The sequence below is a fragment of the Bariatricus massiliensis genome (assembly GCF_900086725.1).
Classification (GTDB): domain Bacteria; phylum Bacillota; class Clostridia; order Lachnospirales; family Lachnospiraceae; genus Allocoprococcus; species Allocoprococcus massiliensis.
The window spans coordinates 374,986-396,387 of the sequence record NZ_LT574838.1; the positions used below are offsets into that span (position 1 = coordinate 374,986).

General features: G+C 50.4%; 19 protein-coding genes and 1 riboswitch. All 19 genes read right to left on the reverse strand.

Annotation, left to right across the window (positions count from 1 at the left end; genetic code table 11):
* Window positions 1–517: precorrin-6y C5,15-methyltransferase (decarboxylating) subunit CbiE (gene cbiE, locus BN6465_RS13420; protein ID WP_066736113.1), on the reverse strand; the 517-nt coding region annotated here is incomplete at its 3' end.
* On the reverse strand, window positions 498–1,241 hold the full coding sequence (gene cobJ / locus BN6465_RS13425; protein ID WP_066736114.1) for a precorrin-3B C(17)-methyltransferase: 744 nt from the start codon (window positions 1,239–1,241) through the stop codon (window positions 498–500). The genes cbiE and cobJ, both read right to left, overlap by 20 nt.
* Window positions 1,234–2,004 carry a precorrin-4 C(11)-methyltransferase gene (gene cobM / locus BN6465_RS13430; RefSeq protein WP_066736117.1) on the reverse strand — a complete coding sequence of 257 codons (771 nt, stop codon included), beginning with the start codon at window positions 2,002–2,004 and terminating at the stop codon, window positions 1,234–1,236. The genes cobJ and cobM overlap by 8 nt, the downstream gene beginning before the upstream one ends.
* A 10-nt stretch (window positions 2,005–2,014) precedes the next feature.
* Complete coding sequence (cobI, locus tag BN6465_RS13435) at window positions 2,015–2,782, reverse strand: precorrin-2 C(20)-methyltransferase (protein WP_066736118.1); 768 nt, start codon at window positions 2,780–2,782, stop codon at window positions 2,015–2,017.
* The gene (gene cbiD / locus BN6465_RS13440) at window positions 2,783–3,925 is read right to left on the reverse strand and encodes a cobalt-precorrin-5B (C(1))-methyltransferase CbiD (protein WP_066736119.1); all 1,143 of its coding nucleotides are present in this window, start codon (window positions 3,923–3,925) and stop codon (window positions 2,783–2,785) included. It abuts the gene before it with no gap.
* A 4-nt stretch (window positions 3,926–3,929) separates the two neighbouring features.
* Entirely contained in the window at window positions 3,930–4,718 is a 789-nt protein-coding gene (locus tag BN6465_RS13445) for a sirohydrochlorin cobaltochelatase (protein ID WP_066736120.1), read from the reverse strand.
* Window positions 4,699–5,559 (reverse strand): energy-coupling factor ABC transporter ATP-binding protein, encoded by an 861-nt coding sequence (locus BN6465_RS13450; RefSeq protein WP_066736125.1) that lies wholly within the window; start codon window positions 5,557–5,559, stop codon window positions 4,699–4,701. The genes BN6465_RS13445 and BN6465_RS13450 overlap by 20 nt, the downstream gene beginning before the upstream one ends.
* Window positions 5,559–6,329 carry a cobalt ECF transporter T component CbiQ gene (gene cbiQ / locus BN6465_RS13455; protein WP_066736127.1) on the reverse strand — a complete coding sequence of 257 codons (771 nt, stop codon included), beginning with the start codon at window positions 6,327–6,329 and terminating at the stop codon, window positions 5,559–5,561. The genes BN6465_RS13450 and cbiQ overlap by 1 nt, the downstream gene beginning before the upstream one ends.
* Complete coding sequence (locus tag BN6465_RS13460) at window positions 6,326–6,643, reverse strand: energy-coupling factor ABC transporter substrate-binding protein (protein WP_066736129.1); 318 nt, start codon at window positions 6,641–6,643, stop codon at window positions 6,326–6,328. The genes cbiQ and BN6465_RS13460 overlap by 4 nt, the downstream gene beginning before the upstream one ends.
* 1 nt (window position 6,644) lies before the next feature.
* Window positions 6,645–7,394, reverse strand: coding sequence for an energy-coupling factor ABC transporter permease (locus tag BN6465_RS13465; RefSeq protein WP_066738661.1), 750 nt, complete (start codon window positions 7,392–7,394; stop codon window positions 6,645–6,647).
* A 99-nt stretch (window positions 7,395–7,493) separates the two neighbouring features.
* Window positions 7,494–7,682: riboswitch (cobalamin riboswitch) on the reverse strand.
* A 65-nt stretch (window positions 7,683–7,747) separates the two neighbouring features.
* Window positions 7,748–8,275 carry a cob(I)yrinic acid a,c-diamide adenosyltransferase gene (locus BN6465_RS13470; RefSeq protein ID WP_066736131.1) on the reverse strand — a complete coding sequence of 176 codons (528 nt, stop codon included), beginning with the start codon at window positions 8,273–8,275 and terminating at the stop codon, window positions 7,748–7,750.
* A gap of 59 nt (window positions 8,276–8,334) precedes the next feature.
* Complete coding sequence (cobK, locus tag BN6465_RS21470; protein ID WP_082891714.1) at window positions 8,335–10,233, reverse strand: precorrin-6A reductase; 1,899 nt, start codon at window positions 10,231–10,233, stop codon at window positions 8,335–8,337.
* A 52-nt stretch (window positions 10,234–10,285) separates the two neighbouring features.
* Window positions 10,286–13,621 carry a hybrid sensor histidine kinase/response regulator gene (locus BN6465_RS13480; RefSeq protein WP_066736133.1) on the reverse strand — a complete coding sequence of 1,112 codons (3,336 nt, stop codon included), beginning with the start codon at window positions 13,619–13,621 and terminating at the stop codon, window positions 10,286–10,288.
* A 208-nt stretch (window positions 13,622–13,829) separates the two neighbouring features.
* Window positions 13,830–15,866 (reverse strand): FtsX-like permease family protein, encoded by a 2,037-nt coding sequence (locus BN6465_RS13485; RefSeq protein ID WP_066736135.1) that lies wholly within the window; start codon window positions 15,864–15,866, stop codon window positions 13,830–13,832.
* Entirely contained in the window at window positions 15,856–16,623 is a 768-nt protein-coding gene (locus BN6465_RS13490) for an ABC transporter ATP-binding protein (RefSeq protein ID WP_066736137.1), read from the reverse strand. The genes BN6465_RS13485 and BN6465_RS13490 overlap by 11 nt, the downstream gene beginning before the upstream one ends.
* Window positions 16,624–16,709: 86 nt before the next feature.
* Complete coding sequence (locus tag BN6465_RS13495; protein WP_066736139.1) at window positions 16,710–17,735, reverse strand: sensor histidine kinase; 1,026 nt, start codon at window positions 17,733–17,735, stop codon at window positions 16,710–16,712.
* Window positions 17,732–18,397 carry a response regulator transcription factor gene (locus BN6465_RS13500; protein ID WP_066736141.1) on the reverse strand — a complete coding sequence of 222 codons (666 nt, stop codon included), beginning with the start codon at window positions 18,395–18,397 and terminating at the stop codon, window positions 17,732–17,734. The genes BN6465_RS13495 and BN6465_RS13500 overlap by 4 nt, the downstream gene beginning before the upstream one ends.
* Window positions 18,398–18,427: 30 nt before the next feature.
* Window positions 18,428–20,179, reverse strand: coding sequence for a hybrid sensor histidine kinase/response regulator (locus BN6465_RS13505; RefSeq protein WP_066736143.1), 1,752 nt, complete (start codon window positions 20,177–20,179; stop codon window positions 18,428–18,430).
* Between the two features lie 197 nt (window positions 20,180–20,376).
* Entirely contained in the window at window positions 20,377–21,402 is a 1,026-nt protein-coding gene (queA, locus tag BN6465_RS13510) for a tRNA preQ1(34) S-adenosylmethionine ribosyltransferase-isomerase QueA (protein WP_066736145.1), read from the reverse strand.

The following is a 21,402-nucleotide window of genomic DNA, read 5'->3' on the forward strand; positions in this document are numbered from 1 at the left end:
CGTCCGAAAGTCCATAGTACCGAAGCTTTTCCCCCAGCATCCGGCCGCAGTCCTCCCCGCCAAGGAGCAGAAAGGTCTTTTCACTGTGGGCAATGGTGTGGATAAAGTTCTGTGTCCTGCCATGGGCGCTGACAAGGGCCGCATCCTCCCACGCGATTCCAAGCTTCGCCGCCAGATAAGCTACCGAAGAAATCCCCGGAAATGTCCCGGCCACATATTCCTTCAGCGCCTCTCTAAGTAACTTCGCCCCACTGTAGAAGCCCACATCTCCCGACAGCGCCACCACAATCCGCCGATACTGTGGATTGGCTTTTACAAATGCCAGAATCTCATCCGGCTTGTACGCGCAGAACACAGGCTTTTTAAATGCCCCAAGAGACTCGATTATCCGCTTTGCGCCTACGATACAGTCGCAGCGCTCCAGAAGCTCCTGTACCTCCACGGTGAGAGAAGCTTTGCTGCCCATGCCGATTCCCACCAAATATAATGCTGTTGTCTTATTTTCCTCGTTCCACATCCCGATACCCTCTCGGCGTCACCATCTTGCCGCCTATCTCTCTCGTCTGCTCGTTTCCAATAAATACCGTGGTGAACATATCCACCTCCGTCTCCCGCAATTCCCTGAGCGGCAGCACCCTTGCATACTGGCCGTCTCTACCGATATTGCGGACAATCCCGCACACCGTGTCCTCTTTTTTATAAGAAAGCAGCAAATCACACGCCCTTCTCAGATAATCCCGTCTCTTTTTGCTGGAAGGATTATAAAGGCAGATGACAAAATCAGCCATGGCCGCCCCCAGAAGCCGCTTCTCTATCTTCTCCCACGGTGTCAGCAGGTCGCTTAGGCTGATGACCGCAAAATCATGCATCAAAGGCGCTCCCAGCACCGCCGCGCCGCCTGTGGCGGCTGTAATTCCGGGTATGATTTCCAATTCCACTTCCGGGTATGCCTGTCCCACCTCATACATCAGTCCGGCCATGCCGTAGACCCCGGCGTCGCCGCTGCATATCATGGCAACGTCCACGCCCTTTTTTGCCTCCTCGAAGGCCATGCGGCATCGGTCCGTCTCCTTCGTCATAGGCGTCGTCAGATACCGTTTCTCCGGAAATGTTTCCCGAATCAAATCCACGTAAACCGTATAGCCTACCATCACCGGGCAGCGGGAAAGCGCCTCCCTTGCCTCCGCCGTCAGCTGACTCCTTGCTCCCGGCCCAAGTCCTACCACATAGATTTTACTCATCCCTGCCTCCTTTTGACGCCTGACGGAATTCCGTGGAAAAGGACGGATGATACAGCGCAGAGCGTTGGTATTCTCCTTCCAGCACCCGGCCTACCACAATCAACGCCGTCTTTTTGATTCCTTCATGCTCCGCCGTATGGGCCAGACTGTCCACCGTACAGCGGCACACCTTCTCATCCGGCCATGTGGCTTTGTATACAATGGCTGCCGGGGTATCTCCCGGATAGCCCCCCGCCAGAAGCTCCTCCTGAAGAGCGGGAAGCATCCCCGTACTCAGGAAGATGACCATGGTAGCCTGATGCCCGGCAAAGCTGCGGATAGATTCTGCCTCCGGCACGGGAGTCCGCCCTGCCATTCGTGTGATGACTACCGACTGGGAGATGCCCGGAAGGGTATATTCTGCCCCAAGCGCAGCCGCCGCCCCGCAAAAGGAGCTGACTCCGGGGCATACCTCATAGGCAATGCCCGCTGCTTCCAGCGCGTCCATCTGCTCCCGGATGGCGCCGTACAGGCAGGGGTCTCCGGTGTGAAGCCGTACAACCCGCTTCCCGCTCCGTTCCCCCTCTGTCATCACTTCCAGTACCTCCTCCAGCGTCATAAACGCACTGTTATATACCGCACAGCCTTCCTTCTTTTCCTCCAAAAGCCGTGGATTCACAAGGGAGCCCGCATACACGATGATATCCGCTTCCCGCAGATACCGCTGCCCCCTCACCGTAATCAAATCCTCCGCGCCGGAGCCTGCTCCTACAAATACAACCATCTGCCGCCTCCTACTCTCCGCCTTCCCCGGCGGGACTTCCTTGTTCCTTCACGATAATCAGCGAGTAATATCCCGCATCCTCGGGTATCTCCTCTGCCTTACGGCAGATTCTTTCCCCGGCCATTCCACAGTTTTCCACCATCCGCACTGCAAGCTTTTTTTCCGTCACCGCCTGCTTCACGAGCGGCATCTTCTTGCCCGCCTTCATCAGCACCTTCGTGCCCGGAAGCTCCAGACTCTCCTCCACTCCGTAGGAGGCCGGAATCACATGCAATTCTTCCCGGTTTTCCACAAGTCCCATATCCAGCGCCGCTGCCGCCGCGCAGAAGGAGGGAATCCCCGGTATCAGGCAAGTCTTCATCCCCCGCCGCTTCAGCCGCTTGTGCACATACAGGCAGGTAGAGTACACCGTGGGGTCTCCCAGTGTGAGAAAGGCAATTTGTTTCCCTTCCCGCAGCAGGCGCTCTGTCCGCTCCGCACACGCATCGTGAATCTGCCGAAGCGCCTCCTTGTCCTTTCGCATGGGCATGGGCAGATAGAGCTTCGGCTTTTTCTCAATCTCGGGCACAGCCGGAAGCACAATCTGCCACGCCACACAGTTTGCAAGATATGCGGGGCAGAAGCTCTCTTTGGCCTCCTCGTATACCGGCTCCGTAAGCTCCGGTGACGACACGGCAAATGCCACCACGTCGCAGTCCCTTATCACCCGCGCCGCCTTCAAGGTCAGAAGCTCCGGGTCCCCCGGCCCTACCCCCACGCCATAAAATATTCCTTCCATCTATGTCTCTCCTTTTTGTATCTGTATGCGAATCTCCTCCGCCAGCGGGGTAGCCCCCAGTATCCCCTCCTCTTGGGAAAATACAAGGGCTCCGATTTGCAGGCTTGTGCCTGCCCGCTGCCGCAGATAATACTCAATCCGCTCCATCACCGTCTCCATGACCGCAGAAAGCAGCCCTTCTTGCTTCAAGATATGGATGGCCTCCGCCGTGGTCACACATTTCATCAGACTTGCCGCCGTCCGGCTTGAGGCCCCCGCAAGTGCCGCGTGGGCGGTCAATACTTCCAAGCGGCAGTCCGCTTGGCGGGAATGGGTATTCATGACCCCCGCCGCAAGCTTAATCAGCTTGCCCACGTGCCCGATCAGGAGGATTCCCTGCATCCCCAGCGTGACCGCGTCGTCGATGGTCTCGCCGATATAGTTGCTGCATTTCACCGCCAGACCCCCATCATAGCCCAGCGTATGCGTGAGAAAATCGCTGCCGTAGTTCCCCGGCACCACATAGCACCAGTTGTGGCCGTTCTCCTTCAGCACCTTCATCTCCAGATAAATGGTATCCGTCAGCGCTTTTTCGCTCATTGGCTCCACGATTCCACTTGTCCCGAGAACGGAGATGCCGCCTGCAATCCCCAGTCTCGGATTGAAGGTCTTCTCTGCCAGCGCCTTGCCCTCCGGTATGGAGATAAGGATACGAAGTCCCCCCTCGTAGTGAAACTTCCTGCGCTGCTCCTCCACGGCTTCCAGAATCATCCTGCGGGGCACCTTGTTGATAGCCGCCTCGCCCACCGCCTGCTCCAGTCCCTTCTTCGTAACTCTGCCGATGCCCTCTCCGCCGTCCAGCCAAAGCCCGCCGCCCTCAGCAAAACTAACCTTCGCATAGACAAGGACTCCGTTTGTCACATCCGGGTCATCTCCGCTGTCCTTGCGGACGGCGCAGCATACCTCCTCAGACCCGTATTGTATCTCTTCCACATCCAGATACAGCCGCACCCCTTTGGGTGTGAGCAGGGATATTTGTGTCACCGTCTCCCTTGCCAGCAGCATATGAGCCGCCGCCTTGGCTGCCGCCGCGGCACAGCTCCCGGTGGTATACCCCGTCCTGAGCCGCTTCTGATTCTTCCATACCATGTTCTGCTCTTCCATGGGCCTACCGCTCCTTCGCCGCCTGCATATGTTCCATATAAAGCGCCCGGATGCCCGCAAGCTCTCCCAGCCCCTTTACTATCGTCTTCACCTCATATCCTGCCTCCAAAAGGATGGCCTTCCAAGAATCTTCCTCGCCCGCCATGTCATTCTTCGCATGGTCTCCGGCCACCACCATAAAGGGCAGCAGGGTCACCTTGCGCACGCCTGCAGTCTGAAGCTTTTTCATCACCTCCGCCAAGTCCGGGGAACCCTCCACCGTTCCCACCAGCACTTGAGCGTAGCCCAGATAATGGAACATATATTCCAGCACCGGGTAAGCCGCATTGGCCGGATGCTCCGTGCCATGTCCCATAAGTACCAGCGCTTCCCCCTCCGAAAGGGTAATCTCCTCCATAACCGCACGCACGCACCTTTTGTAGTCTTCCCCGCTCATAAGCAGCGGCTCTCCTACCGTAATCCTCCGGAAATCTTCCCCATAAGCCTTCACATCCGCAAGCATCTTCTCGTACTCCAGCCCGGGAATGATATGCGTCGGTTGTACGAGCACCTCCGTCACCTGCTCCGTGCGCATCTGCTCCATGGCCTCCCGCACCGTGCAGATGTGCAGGTTTTGCGTCCGCTGAAGCTTTCTCAGAATCATCCCGCTTGTAAAAGCCCGATAGACCGTATAGTCCGGAAACGTCTCCGCCGCCTGCCGCTCTATCACCGCAATATTTTTTTCCAATGTATCCAGATGGCTTGTGCCGAAGCTGACCATCAGGATTGCCTTCTTATCCCTGCTCCTGTTCATCGATATACCTCCCTAGCTGTGCCAGACTGCGCGGCACGTTTCCCTCTTGCTTCAATACACCCTTTTCTACCAGCTTCTTATAAAGCGTCAATACCGCCGGAGGCTCCTGATTGGCCATCTGAAGCGCCTCCTGATTCCGGCATACGGTGACCGGGTCTCCCTGCAAGAGTACACGCCCCTCCTGCATCAGCACTATCTCATCCGCCCATTCCAGCGCATAGTCTATATTGTGGGTCGCCATCAAAACGGTAATTCCCTCCGCCGCCATCTTATCCACGATCTCACGCACTATCTTGGCATGCTTTGCGTCCAAAGCGGCCGCCGGCTCATCCAAAATCACCACCTCCGGGTGCATGACCAGCACATCGGCGATGGACACCTGCTTCTTCTGGCCGCCGCTCAAGGCGTGGGCGGGACGCTCACGAAAGGGCGTGATTTCCAGCTTTTCTATGACCTGCTCCACTTCCCGTTTCACGTCCTCCTCCCGCATCCCCAGATTCATGGGGCCGAAGGAGATTTCCTGATACACACTGGCTAAAAAGAGCTGATTGTCCGGGTCCTGAAAGACGATTCCCACCCGCCTTCTCAAGTCCAGCAGACCCTGTTTCGTATACTCCACCGGCCTGCCGTCAAATAACAGAGTGCCGCTCTCGGGCCTGAAGATTCCATTACAGCATAAAAAGAACGTGGACTTTCCCGAACCGTTGGCCCCCATAAAAGCCACCTTGCGGCCTCTTTCAATCTTTAAGTTCACGTAATTCAGCGCCCGCTCTCCCCCTTCCTCATAGGAATAGCAGAGGTCTCTCGCCTCAATAATCACATCCTTCTCCCCTGATTTCATCACAGTTTCCTCCCTATCGTCATACCGAGAAGCAGCAATTCAAAGCATACGATAGCCCCCACCTCGCCGGGTTTCACGGAGCGCTGCTCTCTCAAGACACGGATGCTCCCAGCATAGCACCGGGATTCCATGGCATCATAAAGTGCGTTGGAGCGCTGAAATGCCTTCATCAAAAGTCCGGCTCCCATCCACCCGAAGGAACGAATAGAAGTCTTGAAGTTCCGGTGGCCAAGCCTTGCCTTCTGCGATATCAGGATGGCAGAAGCCGTATCCATGAGCACGAAAATAAAGCGGTAAATCAAGAGCATCAGCTCCGTCAACAGCCGGGGACAGTGGAGCCCCTCCAGCACGCCCAGTATATCGGTCATGGTCGTATGCAAAGAAAGAAAATACAGACAGGATACGGACGCCATCGCCGTCCCGATTAATTGCATGCCGAACAACAACGATTCCCTGCTCCCCGTAATATAAAAGGCGCCCACCGGTACCGCATACGCATCCAGCGGAACCTTTGACACATTCACGACCACCGCAAGTGTACTTAATATTAGAAACACAAGAGGCACGGACAGCAGACGCAGATACGACCCGAGTCCGATTCCTCCATTTTTCACTGTAAGAAGCCCATTTACCAAGAGCACAAGTACTGCCATGGACAGAGAACGGCTGAGAATAAGGAACAGCATAGTCAAGACAGAAAACCAGAACTTTTCCCCCGCATTTACATATCTGAGTTTGGAGCGATAGCAAAGCTTATCTGCCGCAATCATACCTCGTCCTCATCCTTCTGCCACTTCTTACGCTCTACAAAGCGTCCCATGAAAAAAGCGATAACCCCGACTCCGATTCCGGTCTGCAGGCAGAATATCAGGCTTTCCACCTCTCCGGGAATCTCCCCGCCAAGCACCGTCTCAAGCACCGGGGTGAACCAAGGCTCGTATTCTCCATGAACCTCTTCCACCATCACACTTCCCGCGTCATCCGATCCGCCGAACTCCGCCCCCTTTTTTACAAACAGCGGAATCACGGCAATCAGTACGGCAGCAATCAGTAGCACAATCACAGTCTTTTTATTTTTACTCATCTTACTTCGCCCCCTTCAAAAAACCGATGGCCTTAAGCTCCGGCTTCGCATACGTCTCCAGACCAATCACAATGACCACCGTCAAGATACCTTCGATAACCGCGAGGGGCAGCTGGGTCGGCGCAAACACTCCGAGAAACTTCACCGCAGAGGCCGCCACGCCGCCCGCTTCGGACGGGTAAGCCACGGCAAGCTGGATGCTCGTCACACAATAGGTAAACAAGTCTCCCAAAAATGCCGCCAGAAATACCGCTGTCTTTCTATTCACCTTGCATTTACTACAGAGCTTGTAGATACCAAAAGACAAAAGCGGCCCCGCAACTGCCATGGAAAAGGTGTTCGCTCCCAGCGTAGTAAGCCCTCCGTGGGCAAGCAGCACCGCCTGAAACAGCAGCACAATGATTCCCAGCACGCTGACAGCCGCCGGCCCGAACAGAATCGCGCCAAGCCCCGTCCCGGTCATATGGGAACAGCTTCCCGTCACCGACGGAATCTTTAGGGATGAAATCACGAAAATAAACGCTCCCGACATGGCGATCAGCGTAATGGATTTTCTGTTTTCATTTAACTTTTTCTTTAGGGAAATAAAGCCAGTCACCAAAAATGGCAGGCAGACTACACCCCATGCAACACAAAACGCAGCAGGAAGATACCCCTCCATAATGTGCATCGCGTTGGCAACGGGTGCTAAGGCGAACATCGCAGCAAATGCGATTGTCGCCCTCAGTAAGATTTTTTCTTTTTTAGACATGTTTTCTCTCCTTCTTTTGTGATAGTTTCTGAAATACTTCAGGCTCACCACAAAATCAAAAGAGATTTGCAGCAAACACCTGATCATATTCCCGTAATCATCCAGTTTCCTTTAAAAGTGAATATTCTGACTTAGGCATCAACACGATATTCCGCCTTCCCATAAGCACGCTTACAGTGACCTAATGGAATACCATTCCTCCAATACAGCAACGGGTATTGTGCAGGATTCTCACCTGACTTCCTCTGCCGCCTGTAAAGACGGCTTTCTTTTAAATTGTCTGCTGAAACTGAATCTACTTATATGTGAAAGGGCTGTCGTCCCTTTTACACCACAATCGTGTGGGACAGAAGCTAGTATTCAATCCCCTTTCTGGCCGTCACACCCCCGTCGAAAGGATGCTTTATCTTCCTGATATCAGAAACATAATCGGCCTGTTCCAGAATCTCTTCTGACGGGTCTCTGCCGGTCAGAACGACTTCCAGCTGCCCCGGCTTGTGCCGCAGAAAGGCAATCGCCTCTTCCTGTTCTATCAATCCATAACGGTATGCGGCCATAAACTCATCCATGACAAGCATGGAATAGGATTCCTTCTTAACCTTCTCAAGAATCGTGCGCCAGAGCTTCCTGTACATGCCGCGCACGGCCTCCTTCTCCTCTTCCTTGAGCGTCCAATAAAATCCATAGGATTTGTCAAGGTGAATCACCTCAATCTCCGGGATGGCGTCCAGAATCCGTAACTCCCCGGAATCTTCATTTTTTAAAAATCTTGCAAAGAGAACCTTCATGCCGCAGCCGGCAGCACGCACCGCAAGGCCTATGGCCGCCGTTGTCTTTCCCTTTCCTTCTCCGCAGTAAATATGAATCAGTCCTGTATCCATCTCTTCCACCTCGCAAATCAACTGAGTAGAATTTTATCACAACTCATACAATTATGCAATCAGAGAAGTCCTTTGATATATTCCACCGTCCCGTCGACGCTCATCCCCGTCTCCTCTGGCCTTCCAATCACAACAAGAACCGCCCCTGTGGCATTTGCCGCCTCTGCTTTTTCCAGAAATCCCCCGGCCTTTCCGCTCTCCTTTGTGACAAAGTATTTGGCCTTCGTCTCCCGCAGCATAAGCGTATTCATTTCCTTTGAGAAGGGCCCCTGCATGGCAATCAGATGGGCGCCCTGAAATCCCAGCGCCACACTGGCCTCCACCGCCTCTTTCGTGGACAGCACCCTCGCATAGCACCTCTCCCGGTAGTCCGGTATCTCCGTGTAACGCCTCAGCTCCTTACTCCCGGTAGATAGGAAGATATTGCCCTCCGTCGCCTTCAAATACTCCACCGCCTCGCCCACAGATTTTTTCCAGACCATGCGCTCCCGGGCTTTTCCGCCGATGCCGCCCTGTTCCCTCAGGCAGCGCAAATACGCCGTCCCGCAGGCCGTACAGGCGGCGCTGATATTTTTCGTCACCTCACAGGCATAGGGGTGGGTGGCGTCCACTACAAGGTGGATGTCCTGCTCTCTTATGAAGCTCTCTATCGCCTGCTCATCCATTCTGCCCGCGGTCACATGGATTGCCTCCGGCGAAGCGCCGGACAGGATACATTCCTTTCCGTATTCCGTGGCCGTGCTCACCCAGATATCCACCGGCAGTCCTGCCAGCTTTTCGCTCACAAGCCTGCCCTCCGTCGTGCCCGCGAAAATCAAAATGCGCAGACATTTTTTCACGAGCGCAAATGCAGCGCCTTCCGTGCACAGTTTCGGCTGTATCAGACGCCCCCGTGGGCAGGCAAGCCGCGCAGCTCTCTCGCACACATTGTCCACGCCCACCGTCTGACGCACGAACTTTGAGCGGCTGCTGACTTCCTTTACGGCCTGCAGTTCCTCCGCCGAATAGGTATAAAAGGGTATGCCATACTTGTCCACAAGCTCCAGAATTCCCGCCTCATCCCTTTTTAAGTCAATGCTGGCAAAGGCAGCCACGTCCTTTATCCCGGCGCCATTGGCTTCTAGCACCTTCCAAAGCCCGGCTTCCAGCAGTTCCTTCTTGGCGCCCCTGCGGCAGCCTATTCCCACGACGATTCCGGACGGACTTTGAGGCAGCTCATCTGATGCCAAAGTGTTCTCGCCTTCCTTCCACAAGAAAAGGATTCTTCTCGTACCTCCTTTTTCTTGAAGCGCTCTCGCAGTGTGGTAATCTGCCACAGCGATTCCGTACACATAATGCTCCAGCTCCTTCAGGGAACTGCAGATATACACTCCCTCTGCTCCCCAAGTCAAAAACTGCTCCTTCAAATCTCTGAATGGCTCTTCCTCATGGAAGAATATGCCCACCTCACTCCCATCCAGAATAGAGGCGGATATCTCTCTTGCAATCTTTCTATCGCTGATTGTCAGTCCATTCTTTGTGGCAAAAACGTCGACCGCGAATTTTTCCTGTACGTCTGTAGCTGTCGTGATTACAGGCACAGCCCCTGTACATTCCGCCGCTTTTCTTGCAATTTCCACCGCACCACCAACATGGCCTGACAGGAGTGGGATTGCAAACGAGCCTTTTTCATCCATCACGACCACCGGGGAATCCGTGAACTTATCCCGCACCCACGGTGCCGTATAGCGCACGGCAATCCCTGCGGCACCGATGAAAAGGAACGCTGCCCGTCCCCATAAACTGCCAATCCACGTACTTACATCCTCGGGAAGTTTCAAAAGCCCGTGTTTCTCCGCCAAACGCTCTATACAGTACCCTTCGCAGGCGTTTCCCCCACCGGCAAGCTTCCTGCACAATGTCTCGTTCAGCCGGCTGCCGGACTCTGTAAAGCTAATTATGATTATCGTTTTATCCACTTATCCACTTCCTTCATCCCATCCCCGCCAGATATTAAATATCCGGCTGCTGTCAGTCTATCCAGTGCCTAAGCACCTCGAGAAGCCTCTTAATATCCAAAGGCTTGGCTACATGCTCGTTCATTCCCGCCTGTCTGCTGCGATAGGCGTCATCCGCAAAGGCATTTGCAGTAAGCGCAATAATCGGAATGTCAGACGCGTCGGGTCGCTTCCCATCCTGTCCCATTTTCCGGATTGCCATAGACGCTTCGTACCCATTCATGACCGGCATCTGAATATCCATCAATATCAATGAATAAGTCCCCGGAGGATTGTCCCTGAACCGCTCTACCGCCTCTTTACCGTCTGACGCGCACACCGTTTGAAGTCCCGCTATCCCCAGCAGTTCCTGTGCAATTTCTCTGTTGATGTCGTTGTCCTCCACCAACAGGATGCAAGTATCAGGCTTAAATTCCGTTTTCTTGGTACTGCTGTTCCACTCTGTTTCTTCCTGTGCAGGCTTCTCCTCTCCCACAAGTTTTAAGAAAATAGTCACACGGAATTTAGAGCCACAGTCTATTTTGCTCTCGACTTCTATCGTGCCATTCATCATCTGAACCAGATTGGAAGTGATTGCCATGCCAAGCCCGGTTCCCTGTACTTGAGCCACACGGGAGTCCTCTGCCCGCTCAAAAGGAACGAACAAATTGTCTAAAAATTCGGGCGGCATGCCGATACCATTATCCTCCACCACAATCTCAAAACAACCGACTCCATTTCTGGCCGAGGTCTTCTCTGCCGCACTCAGCGTAATATATCCCCCATCCTGTGTATACTTCATAGCATTGGATAGAAGATTCAGGAGAATCTGCTGGACTCTCATCGTATCCCCGTACACCAAATCATTCTTTATATCAATCTTCACCGTAAGCTGCTGCTCTTTCGCTTCCATGTCAGGGCGCATAATCTGCTCTACTGTATGCACCATGTCACTGAAATAAAAACGATTCTCGGCTAAGCTGACATTGCCCGACTCAATCTTTGACATATCCAGAACTTCGTTAATCAACCCTAGCAGATGCTGTCCTGATACATGTATCTTACCGAGACAGTCCATAAGCTTCTCTCTGTTATCTAAATAATTTTCCGCGATAGTGGCCATCCCCATAATCGCGTTCATCGGCGTGCGGATATCGTGGCTCATTCTGGAGAGAAATTCCGACTTGGCAAGGTTGGCGTGCCTCGCCCCCTCATAGGCTTCCTCCAGCGCGCGCTTGGCAGCCCTCTCTTCTTCCCGGTACTCCAGCTCCAGTTTCTTTTCTTCACTGACATTGCGAAGCGTGATAATGGCCGTTCTAATGTCAGAATTTTCTATATTGATAGGTTGAATCTCCAGACGAAGCCATGACGTGCTGAGTCCGTCTTTGGCATCTTGCCTGAACTCCATCTGCATATCTCCGCTTATATCAGAAAACTGCCCAAGCAGACGTTCCCTGCCGCAGAGCTCCGCCATTTTTTCTCTTTTATCTTCCTCCGTATAATACAAAAGACGGCTGCATAAATCGGCAGAATACTTGCCTACCCTCGGAAATTCCATGCTGTCGCCGGCCTGAGGAAGTCTCACAGCATAATATTGGTCTTTATTCAAATCCACATAGAAGATACTGACAAACACTCCGCTGATTGCCTGAAGAGCCGATTGGCTCATATGCAGCCGCTCACTATTTTCAGAAAGTGTTTCCTTCATGCTGTGAATATTGCGGATTGTCCCCACCACACGGCCCGGCCTGTGCCCGTCGGCGATAAGCCGTCCGCTCACCCGGTGCCAGCGATAATCGCCCACGTCACTTTCCGGACGCTGAAGCCGGACCTCGAACATCTCAGCCCTGCCGTTACATATATTGTCCACCACTATCTGGACATCTTCAGGATGTATGATCACGCCCTGCGCTAATACATGGGTATATCCGGGAATCTCCCTCTGGATGACCCCCTGCCCCGGCTGGGGTTCATAAGCGATGAACCGGTCCTCATCCATCAGGTACTCAAACATGACGTCAGAGCTGGACTCCATTGCCACACGGTACATTTCCTGCTCCCTGTCCAACTGCTGTTGAAGCGTTTTCCGCTCAGTTATATCAATGATTGTCCGTTGGATAACCGCCTCTCCACTCTCGGTAAAATCCACGATCATATTTGTACATTCCAGCCAATGCAGCGAACCGTCACGCCACCTCGCCCTGTACTCTCTGTCCTGCCGGTCCCCCTCTTCGTGAAGCATATTATAAGTCTGCCTCAGCATATCCTGATCTTCCTCCAGAACGTTGCCCATCACCCCGCCATTCCAGTCTTTCATTCCCTCTTCACGGCTGCTGTACCCCAGCAGTGACAGAGCGGCACGGTTGATAGAAATCAATCTGTACTCTCCGTTATGGCCATGAACAAACCGGATAATACCACAAGGGATGGAATTGTAAATACTGTTAAGAAGCTGTGTCTGCTCCCTTAGACGCTGGGCGTCATTTTCGGCCTGTGTCACGTCCAGATACAGACTGTTGACCATCCAATTACCTTCCGAATCCTGTGCTTTTTTGCCGCTGTCAATAATCCATTTCAGACTGCCGTCCTTACAACGGATGCGGTAGCGCGTGGCATAGGAAAGGCCGCCGTCCCGGAAAGCCTCTTCACAGTCGGCAAGGGCATGTTCCAGATCCGGCGGATACACTGCCCCCACTGCCGTCCCGCCGGTAACCTCCATGAATTCTTCCACGGTATACCCGAACAGTGCCGCGGCTTCCTTGCTAACAAAAGCAAAGGAATAGGTGTCGTCATCGTTGCTGATTTTAAGCCCGCCCGCTATAGATGACATGATGACTTCCAGCTGACGGTTCTGCTGTATCGTTTCTGCCTCCAGCACCTTCAGCCGTTCTTGAACATAGTCGTAAGACTGTTTCCCTATTTTGTCAGGAAACGCTTCCCCGCCTATCATCTCCTGATACGGATTGGAACAGTGGATATGGGAGCACAACAGTCCCTCCTCAAATTCCTTAAATACAAAGGTCACTCTCTGATGTACCTTCAGGTACATTTCGACCCCCGGCGCCGTAGCAATCCACATACGTCCCGACACGACATAGATTCCCCGCTCCAACTCAATGGCCTCGTATTCCTCATCCCAGATAACACATTCCGGGATAGCCCCTTCAAATCCCGAGAAAGCTTCAACGGCATTATCACGCCCTGCTATATACTGTTCCTCTCCCGCGCCAATCCAAGTGAACTGAGGCGCAAATAACTCCGCCACACTATTAAAATCTCTGTCACAATAATGCAAATGCATCAAACGGCTGGCAAGTATTTTCACTTCCTCCGATTGTTGTATAGCTGTACTCTCGCTCCCTTTTACCAACTTGTCGCCCGCCTTTCTCCCATAACTTTATCTTTCACAGCCCAACTATTTCTGCTATTTCACAGTATAACAAACCACAATCAAAATATCAATTTTCCCAATCAAAAAAGCAGGAAACTGCCGCGCGAGCCGCCACAAAGTTTCCTGCTTGATAATAATCATATTGCTAGACCAATACATGAGCCATGTACAGTAGCCAGTACACCGTTTAAAACTTAAGTATCCGCCGGCTCCCCAGATAGGTGGTGATGAAATACACCAGATATACTATCCCAACAAGCAGTGCGCCCGCTCCTATGATAATCGCCATGGCGCGGATGGGAAACCCTTCAAAATATCGGAAGACAAGAGCTATCACTACCGCAGAATTGATGATTGCCACGAACATAGGCATCCCGAAGTGAACCCTAAGCTGCTTTGAAAGTGAACGCTTCATGTCTTTTGAAGAAACTCCTAATTTCCTCAGCAGACCGTACCGCTCTTCATTATCTGAAGAGTGTGTCAACTGCTGCAGCGCCAGAACCGCGCCGGACGTAATAAGGAATGTAATTCCTAGATACAAACCTAGGTAAGTCATTAGCAGATTGTCAGCTGTTATGGATACCGTCACTTCCTCTGCCGACATCAGATGGAAAGAATCCGAATTTGCTTTATACCACTTGTCATACAGCAATTCATTGCCAGTCTTCGTATCTCCTGAAAAATTGAAATTCAAAACCCAGTTCCTCGGCGTAAGGCCTTCTGTCAATTCCTGCGGCACTATGATAGTTCCCTGATCCACAAGTACATTCTTGTTTTCCAACGCCCGATGGTAAATTCCATTCTCTTTCAGAGACAGGCTTCTCTCTCCCAATATTAAAGCCCGAGGATTTTTTGCAAAGGCTTTAACGGCCTCCTCAATTGGCGGAAATGCATAAACTACTGCAAAGTTATCATTTTCCAGTTCAACCGGTTCCACGCCCTGCAACGCCATAATGCGGTTATAATCGTCCACCCCGATTATCGCAAGTGGATAATCCATAGGTTCATCTTCCATATTTTGCTTTCTATCCGGAGCTTCCTCTTTATCCCCTGTCAAAAAACTGGAAGTAACGGCAGGCGTTTGGTATATCCAGCTGGATTCGTAAGATTCAGACACATCTTCAATCTCAAACCCAGTGTTCCTAAGCGCCTCCATGGGATTACTATAAAGTGTTTCTGATTCTCCCAACGCATAATAAATCGTTCCGTCATACGGAGTGGCATTTTCAATACCATTCATAACATATTTTCCCAATCCCGGACCCAGAATCGTGAGAGACAGCGACAAGAACAAAAGTATAGAAATCATTGCCCCCGAGCGTCCCTCGGATTTTATGCGGGAAGCAAACTGGCTTGTGGTAAAAATATTGATTCCCTTGAAATAAGAGAATTTATTTTTCTTCATTATCACGACCATTACACTGAGCGCTGATGAAAAAAAGAATATAGTACCGACAATCAGCATAAGTCCACCCACGCCCAAAGCCGACGCCAAAGCTTGATCAGCCTTGATATAGATATAGGCATAACCCCCTAAAATCAACGCGGCAGCGAGGACTGCAGTCATAAATTTCCTCAAATATTTTCCTTCTTGATTGGTTTCATTTTTCCGTTCCGCATAGAGCATATCCAGCAGGCTCATTTTCTTCAATTCCCGCACGTTAAAAAGGTGGACGAAGAAAAATAGAACTCCAAAAAAGACTACGCTCAGTATAATTGCTTTGAATGATATCATAAACCGGTACGATTCAAGACTCAATCCAGCCAGTTTTGCCGTGATAAGCGATAAAACCTGTGCCGCGAACACCCCCATGACCAGCCCTGCAGCCAACGACATCACCCCTATCCGCAATGTCTCTTTCATGAGCAGCTTGTTCAACATACTGCGCTCCATCCCCAAAGTAGCGTAGATGCCCATCTCCTTTTTACGTCTTTTCAGCAGAAAACGATTGGCATATACTACAAGTGCTCCCATGATACAGCATACGATCAGAGAGAAGGCTGTCAATATACTGGAAGAAAAAGCGAGATAACTCAATCTGTCCTCCAGCCCCAATGAGGCGAACTGCGTACTGACGGAATTAAAACTGTAGAACAGACAGACGGAAAGCATCAGCGTAAAAAAGTAAATATTATAGTTTTTTGCGCTTTTTCTTACATTTCTCGCTGCTAATTCATCGAATATCGAAGAAGATACTGTATGTTTCACTTTCTTAGAAGGCATGACCTTTGTCACCTCCTAGAAATGAAATTACCTGCATGATTTCATCAAAAAATAATTTGCGGCTTTTAGCACCCCGCACAATTTCATTAAATATCTTTCCGTCTTTAATAAACAAGATTCTTTTACAATGACTTGCCGTAAACGCGTCATGCGTCACCATGAGAATCGTCGCTTCCTTTTTCTCATTCATCAGGCTCAGGCTATCCAGCAGCATTCCCGCCGACTTAGAATCCAACGCGCCGGTAGGCTCATCTGCCAAAATCAAAGACGGTTTGGTCACAATGGCACGGGCACACGCAATACGCTGCTGCTGCCCTCCCGACATCTCATATGGATATTTGTCCAGAATCGCGCTAATCTCTAGATCCGCCGCCACCTGCTCAATGAGCCTTGGTATGTTTCTTACCTCCACGCCATTTATGGCAAGCGCCAACGCAATATTATCTCTGCCGTTCAAGGTGTCAAGCAAATTAAAATTTTGAAAAATAAATCCTAATTCTTCTCTCCTAAAACGTGCCAGCTTCTTCTCATTCAAAGATGTCACATCACGGCTATTGATAAATATTCGTCCTGCCGTGGCGTGGTCGATTGTGGAAATACAGTTGAGAAGCGTTGTCTTTCCGCTTCCTGACGCCCCCATGATACCTATATATTCTCCGCGCTGGACTTCAAAGCTGATATTGTCCACAGCCTTTGTGACAGCGCCCTTTGTTTTATAATATTTTTGTAAATTTTCAACTTTTAAAACAGGATTCATTTACGTTTCCCTCCTTCATTTGATGGGTACATTCTATCACGTCAATAAATCCGTTTCCACGTCACATCCTAACAGAAATATTACAATTATGAAATATTACTATTGATTTCTTCCGGTGCCACCGCTAAACGAAGGGAGACTACCGTTCCCTCGCCTACTTTTGAGGAGACGATAAGTTCTGTTCCTAATTTACGGCATAACGTATCACAGATGTATAAACCCATCCCCGTGGATTTGCCGTACTTCCTGCCATTTTCCCCGGTAAATCCTTTACGTCTCACCCTTTCTATGTCTTCCGGCGGTATCCCAATCCCATTATCTGCTATGGATAAAGTAATGGTTTTACCGGTGCGTGACGCAGAAAAGACAAGTTCTGCTTTCCTTTCATCTGTATGATATTTTATCCCGTTCGCTATAATTTGATTCAAAATAAAGTGTATCCATCTGGAATCCGTAAGAACCTCATAATCTAAATTTTCAAATCTGGGCGTCACTTTTTCCGCAATCATATACTTAGCCTGTCCCTTGATTGCTTTCATTACTAAGTCTTTGAGTGGAATAACACGCATTCTATAATCACCGTTCAGACTGCTCCCCTTACTGTAATACAACATCTGCTCCACGAAGCCTTCCAATTTATCCATCTCTTCAGCAAGGCTCCTCGTTGTGTCGTCCCGGTTGTTTTCCATAATTAACCTGGATACCGCAATAGGAGTCTTTATCTCATGGGCCCAAGTCTCCACATAGTCCTTATATTCCTGAAGCTCCTGCTCATTAGCGGCAAGCCTGTCATTCATATATTTTTCATCTTTTTTTAATATCCGGCAGAGCAGCCGCCCCTCCAGAAAATTAGGCTCCTCCAGAAACTCCGATAGATAGGATATCTCTTCCACTCCTTCCGTCGCTTCTAAAAGCCTGTCGTAGAAGCCTCTTCTTGCTGCATAGTCCTGAATAAGGATAAGAAAAAAGCCTGCAGCGTAGAATCCCTCTACCACGCAGGCAACAGCAAAAGGAGTTTCTATCAGCATCAAGAGCCCTCCTCCGCATATAAACACAATCACAAATATGACAACGGACACCCACTTATCAGCAACATACTCTATAAATCTCATACCATATACCCCTGTCCTCTTTTTGTTGTCAGATAATCAGAAATTCCCACATCCGCAAGCTTTTTCCGCAGGCGGTTTATATTGACCGTCAGCGTAGAGTCCTCAACGAACTCTTCCATCTCCCACAGTTCCTGAATAAGTTCATCCCTCGATACGATAGTTCCTTTATGCTCCATGAGACACCGCAGAATCCCCAATTCATTTTTAGTCAAATCCACACTCTGCTCTTTATGGACCGCTCTGCTTTTTCCAATATCCAAAGTCAGGCCTTTGTGCGTCATCATCAGGCTTCCCTTGCGCCCATGGCTCCGAACGAGGACCGCGGCTATATGCGCCAGAAGGATGTGGATATTATAGGGCTTCGTTATAAAATCATCCGCCCCTAGATTGAGACTCATCAGCTCATCCATATCACTGTCCGAACTGGTCACTACTATCACCGGGACTTCTGATACCTGCCTGAGCTTCCTGCAGATATAAAAACCATCATAGACCGGCAGGCCAAGATCCAGCAATACCAAATCCGGCGCTGCCTTGACAATATCTTCTGTTATCTGCTCAAACTGTTCTGCGAGTATACATTCATAGCCATTCTTCTCCAGTACGCTGCCCAGCTCTTCCCGCAGCCGTGGTTCATCCTCGACAATAAATATACGTTCCATGTCACTCCTCCTGTCAGCTTTGCATTTAGGTCATGCCTGCAGAGCCCTGTCTCTCAAAAACCCCTCCAGAATCTGATACAGCCGCTCTGGATCAATAGGTTTACACAGATACCCGTTCATCCCACTGTCCATGGCCTTGTCAACATCCTCCCTGAATGCGTTGGCCGACAGGCCAATAATCAGCACCTTCTCCGCATCCGGGCGATTCAGCGCACGGATAGCACGGGCTGCCTCCATTCCATCCATGACCGGCATCTGTATATCCATCAATATCATCGTATAAGTTCCCTCTGGCGATTCCGCGAACTTTTCTACGGCAATCTCTCCATTGCAGGCCTGTTCTACGGCCGCCTTGCTCTCCTGAAGAAGTTCTGTCACAATTTCTGCATTGATTTCATTGTCCTCCGCCAGAAGGATTCGAACGCCGCTCAACTCATGCTGCTCCTCTTCTCTCTCGCTCTTATTACAGTTATATTCTCCGATTCTCTGTTGTTCATCCTCAATTACACGCGGAAAAGCAAGGTTTACCGTGAATTTGGTCCCTTCCCCCAGCCTACTCTCAACAGAAATCTGCCCTCCCATCATATTGACAAAACTACTGCTGATCGATAATCCCAGTCCCGTTCCGCCATATTGTCTGGCCGTATACTTCTCTTCCTGTTCAAAAGGCTCAAATATGCGGGCCTGAAATGCTTCACTAATACCAATGCCGGTATCGGTGACGGTGAATTCAAGCTCTACCTGCGTATCGGTCATGTTTTTCTGTCCCGCCTCCAAAGTAACGGTTCCGCCGGCCGGCGTAAATTTGATAGCATTTGAGACAAGGTTCACAAGAACCTGACTGAGCCTGAGTTTATCACCGACAATTTGGGCCGCCGACACACTGTCATACTTTATCACCAGTTTCACGCCGCTTTCCTCTGCTTTTCCTCTGAACATCACAGAAATCTGTTCAAACATTTCCTTTAATTCAAAGGCTTGGAATTCCAATTCCATCTTGCCGCTCTCTATCCGGGACATATCTAGCACATCATTGAGCAGCATCATCAGGTATGACGCCGACAGCTCGATCTTCTCCAGACAATCCGTAACTTTCTCTGAGTCTTGCGTGGACTTTTTTGCAATGGCAGTCATACCGATAATCCCATTCATGGGTGTGCGAATCTCATGGGACATTCTTGAGAAAAATTCACTTTTAGCGTGATTGGCACTCTCAGCGCGCTCCAAAGCTCCCTGAACCTTACTCTGTCTCCTTCTGGCCGCCCAATATAATATCCCTAACACAATAAAACCTACGTTCAGCCATATTAAAATACCGATGGAGTCGTTGACGGACTGCTCCGAATACCGCTCCGCGGCAGATACTGCCTGATCGGCCAGATTGAAATATTCCTCGCTCAGTTCAAACAGTCTTTGTTTATCTCCATCCTGACGTACATTTCTGATTTCTTCCTTTATATTCGTCCATGCTTCCTGCATCTGCGCTACAGTACTTTGGAATACTTCATCCGGAAGACGTGTAAGCTGGTTCTCTCCGTCCCCCGTAGACAGCTCCACCAAAAGGCTGTCCAGATAATCCACAAGTTCTTCATTGTCATATCCATACAGCTCCTGCTTGACAAGGCGCTGCGTAGCTCCCCGGACAATTCCTGTATAGTTGACGACCCGGGCATTCCCCTGCATATGAATCATGGAGATTAGTGCCACAATACTGATGAGACAAAACAAAATACTTAAAAATGCAGGAGCCAGTATTCCCAGCCATTTCTTCTTGATTTTCATTTGTGCTTTTGCGCCTCCTATATGCATTTTAAAGTTAATTTGTAGATACCTTAATGTAATTCTATATCAGAAAGGTAAATGTAGCAACAAATATCCTTATTTATTTTCAACAAAAAAGATGCCGCATCTGACATCGTCAGGCAGCATCTTATTAGGGCTCTATGAGCAATTATTTTAAAACTTGACAGTACTCCTCATCAAATAATCAAACAGGCGTCGCCAAAGCTAAAAAATCTATACTTTTCTTTGACTGCCTCTTCATAAGCCGCAAGCACATGTTCTCTTCCGGCCAGCGCGCTCACGAGCATAATCAAAGTGGATTCCGGCAGGTGGAAATTGGTAATCAAGCCGTCCAGTATTTTAAATTCATACCCCGGATAAATAAAAATCTCCGTCCATCCGCTGCACTCCTTAAGTCTGCCGTCATCCCCCGCCGCCGACTCCACCGTTCGGCAGCTGGTAGTTCCCACACAGATTACCCTGTGCCCGCTGTCCTTGGCATGATTGATTTTTTCAGCTTCTGAAGCCTCTATACGGTAGAATTCGGAATGCATATGATGCTCCAGAATGTCATCCGCCTTCACCGGGCGGAATGTCCCAAGTCCTACATGCAGTGTAACATGGGCAATCTCCACTCCCTTTTCCTTAATCTTCTCCAATAGTTCCGGCGTAAAATGGAGCCCCGCCGTAGGCGCCGCGGCAGATCCGGAGTGCTTTGCGTACACGGTCTGATAACGGTTCTTATCCTCGAGCTGATGCGTAATGTAAGGCGGAAGAGGCATCTGTCCAAGCTGATCCAATATTTCCTCAAAGATTCCTTGGTAAGAAAAACGAATCAGACGGTTGCCTTCTTCTACTACCTCCAGCACTTCCCCTGTCAAAAGCCCGTCGCCAAAACTGAGCCTCGCTCCCGGCTTCATCTTCCTGCCCGGTTTCACAAGTGTCTCCCACACATCGTTCTCTTTACGTTTTAGCAGGAGAACCTCCACCTTTGCCCCGGTTCCTTCTTTATTGCCGATGAGGCGGGCCGGAATCACCTTTGTATCATTGATGACAAGGCAGTCTCCCGGATTCAGATATTCTGTAATCTCACGAAAAACGTGATGCGTCACCTCTCCTGTATGTTTATCTAGGACAAGTAGCCGGGAACTGGAGCGGTCCTCCAGAGGATCCTGCGCAATCAGTTCCTCCGGCAATTCAAAATAAAAGTCCTGTCGTTTCAT

Bases quoted from the DNA above. Each gene is read 5' to 3' on its own strand.
- cbiQ (WP_066736127.1), bottom strand. From the start codon at position 6,329: ATGATTGCGGCAGATAAGCTTTGCTATCGCTCCAAACTCAGATATGTA.
- BN6465_RS13490 (WP_066736137.1), bottom strand. From the start codon at position 16,623: ATGAATCCTGTTTTAAAAGTTGAAAATTTACAAAAATATTATAAAACA.
- BN6465_RS13445 (WP_066736120.1), bottom strand. From the start codon at position 4,718: ATGAACAGGAGCAGGGATAAGAAGGCAATCCTGATGGTCAGCTTCGGC.
- BN6465_RS13470 (WP_066736131.1), bottom strand. From the start codon at position 8,275: ATGGATACAGGACTGATTCATATTTACTGCGGAGAAGGAAAGGGAAAG.
- BN6465_RS13505 (WP_066736143.1), bottom strand. From the start codon at position 20,179: ATGAAAATCAAGAAGAAATGGCTGGGAATACTGGCTCCTGCATTTTTA.
- BN6465_RS13500 (WP_066736141.1), bottom strand. From the start codon at position 18,397: ATGGAACGTATATTTATTGTCGAGGATGAACCACGGCTGCGGGAAGAG.
- BN6465_RS13460 (WP_066736129.1), bottom strand. From the start codon at position 6,643: ATGAGTAAAAATAAAAAGACTGTGATTGTGCTACTGATTGCTGCCGTA.
- BN6465_RS13485 (WP_066736135.1), bottom strand. From the start codon at position 15,866: ATGCCTTCTAAGAAAGTGAAACATACAGTATCTTCTTCGATATTCGAT.
- BN6465_RS13450 (WP_066736125.1), bottom strand. From the start codon at position 5,559: ATGAAATCAGGGGAGAAGGATGTGATTATTGAGGCGAGAGACCTCTGC.
- cobM (WP_066736117.1), bottom strand. From the start codon at position 2,004: ATGGTTGTATTTGTAGGAGCAGGCTCCGGCGCGGAGGATTTGATTACG.
- BN6465_RS13465 (WP_066738661.1), bottom strand. From the start codon at position 7,394: ATGTCTAAAAAAGAAAAAATCTTACTGAGGGCGACAATCGCATTTGCT.
- cobJ (WP_066736114.1), bottom strand. From the start codon at position 1,241: ATGAGTAAAATCTATGTGGTAGGACTTGGGCCGGGAGCAAGGAGTCAG.
- BN6465_RS13495 (WP_066736139.1), bottom strand. From the start codon at position 17,735: ATGAGATTTATAGAGTATGTTGCTGATAAGTGGGTGTCCGTTGTCATA.
- queA (WP_066736145.1), bottom strand. From the start codon at position 21,402: ATGAAACGACAGGACTTTTATTTTGAATTGCCGGAGGAACTGATTGCG.
- cbiD (WP_066736119.1), bottom strand. From the start codon at position 3,925: ATGGAAGAGCAGAACATGGTATGGAAGAATCAGAAGCGGCTCAGGACG.
- cobI (WP_066736118.1), bottom strand. From the start codon at position 2,782: ATGGAAGGAATATTTTATGGCGTGGGGGTAGGGCCGGGGGACCCGGAG.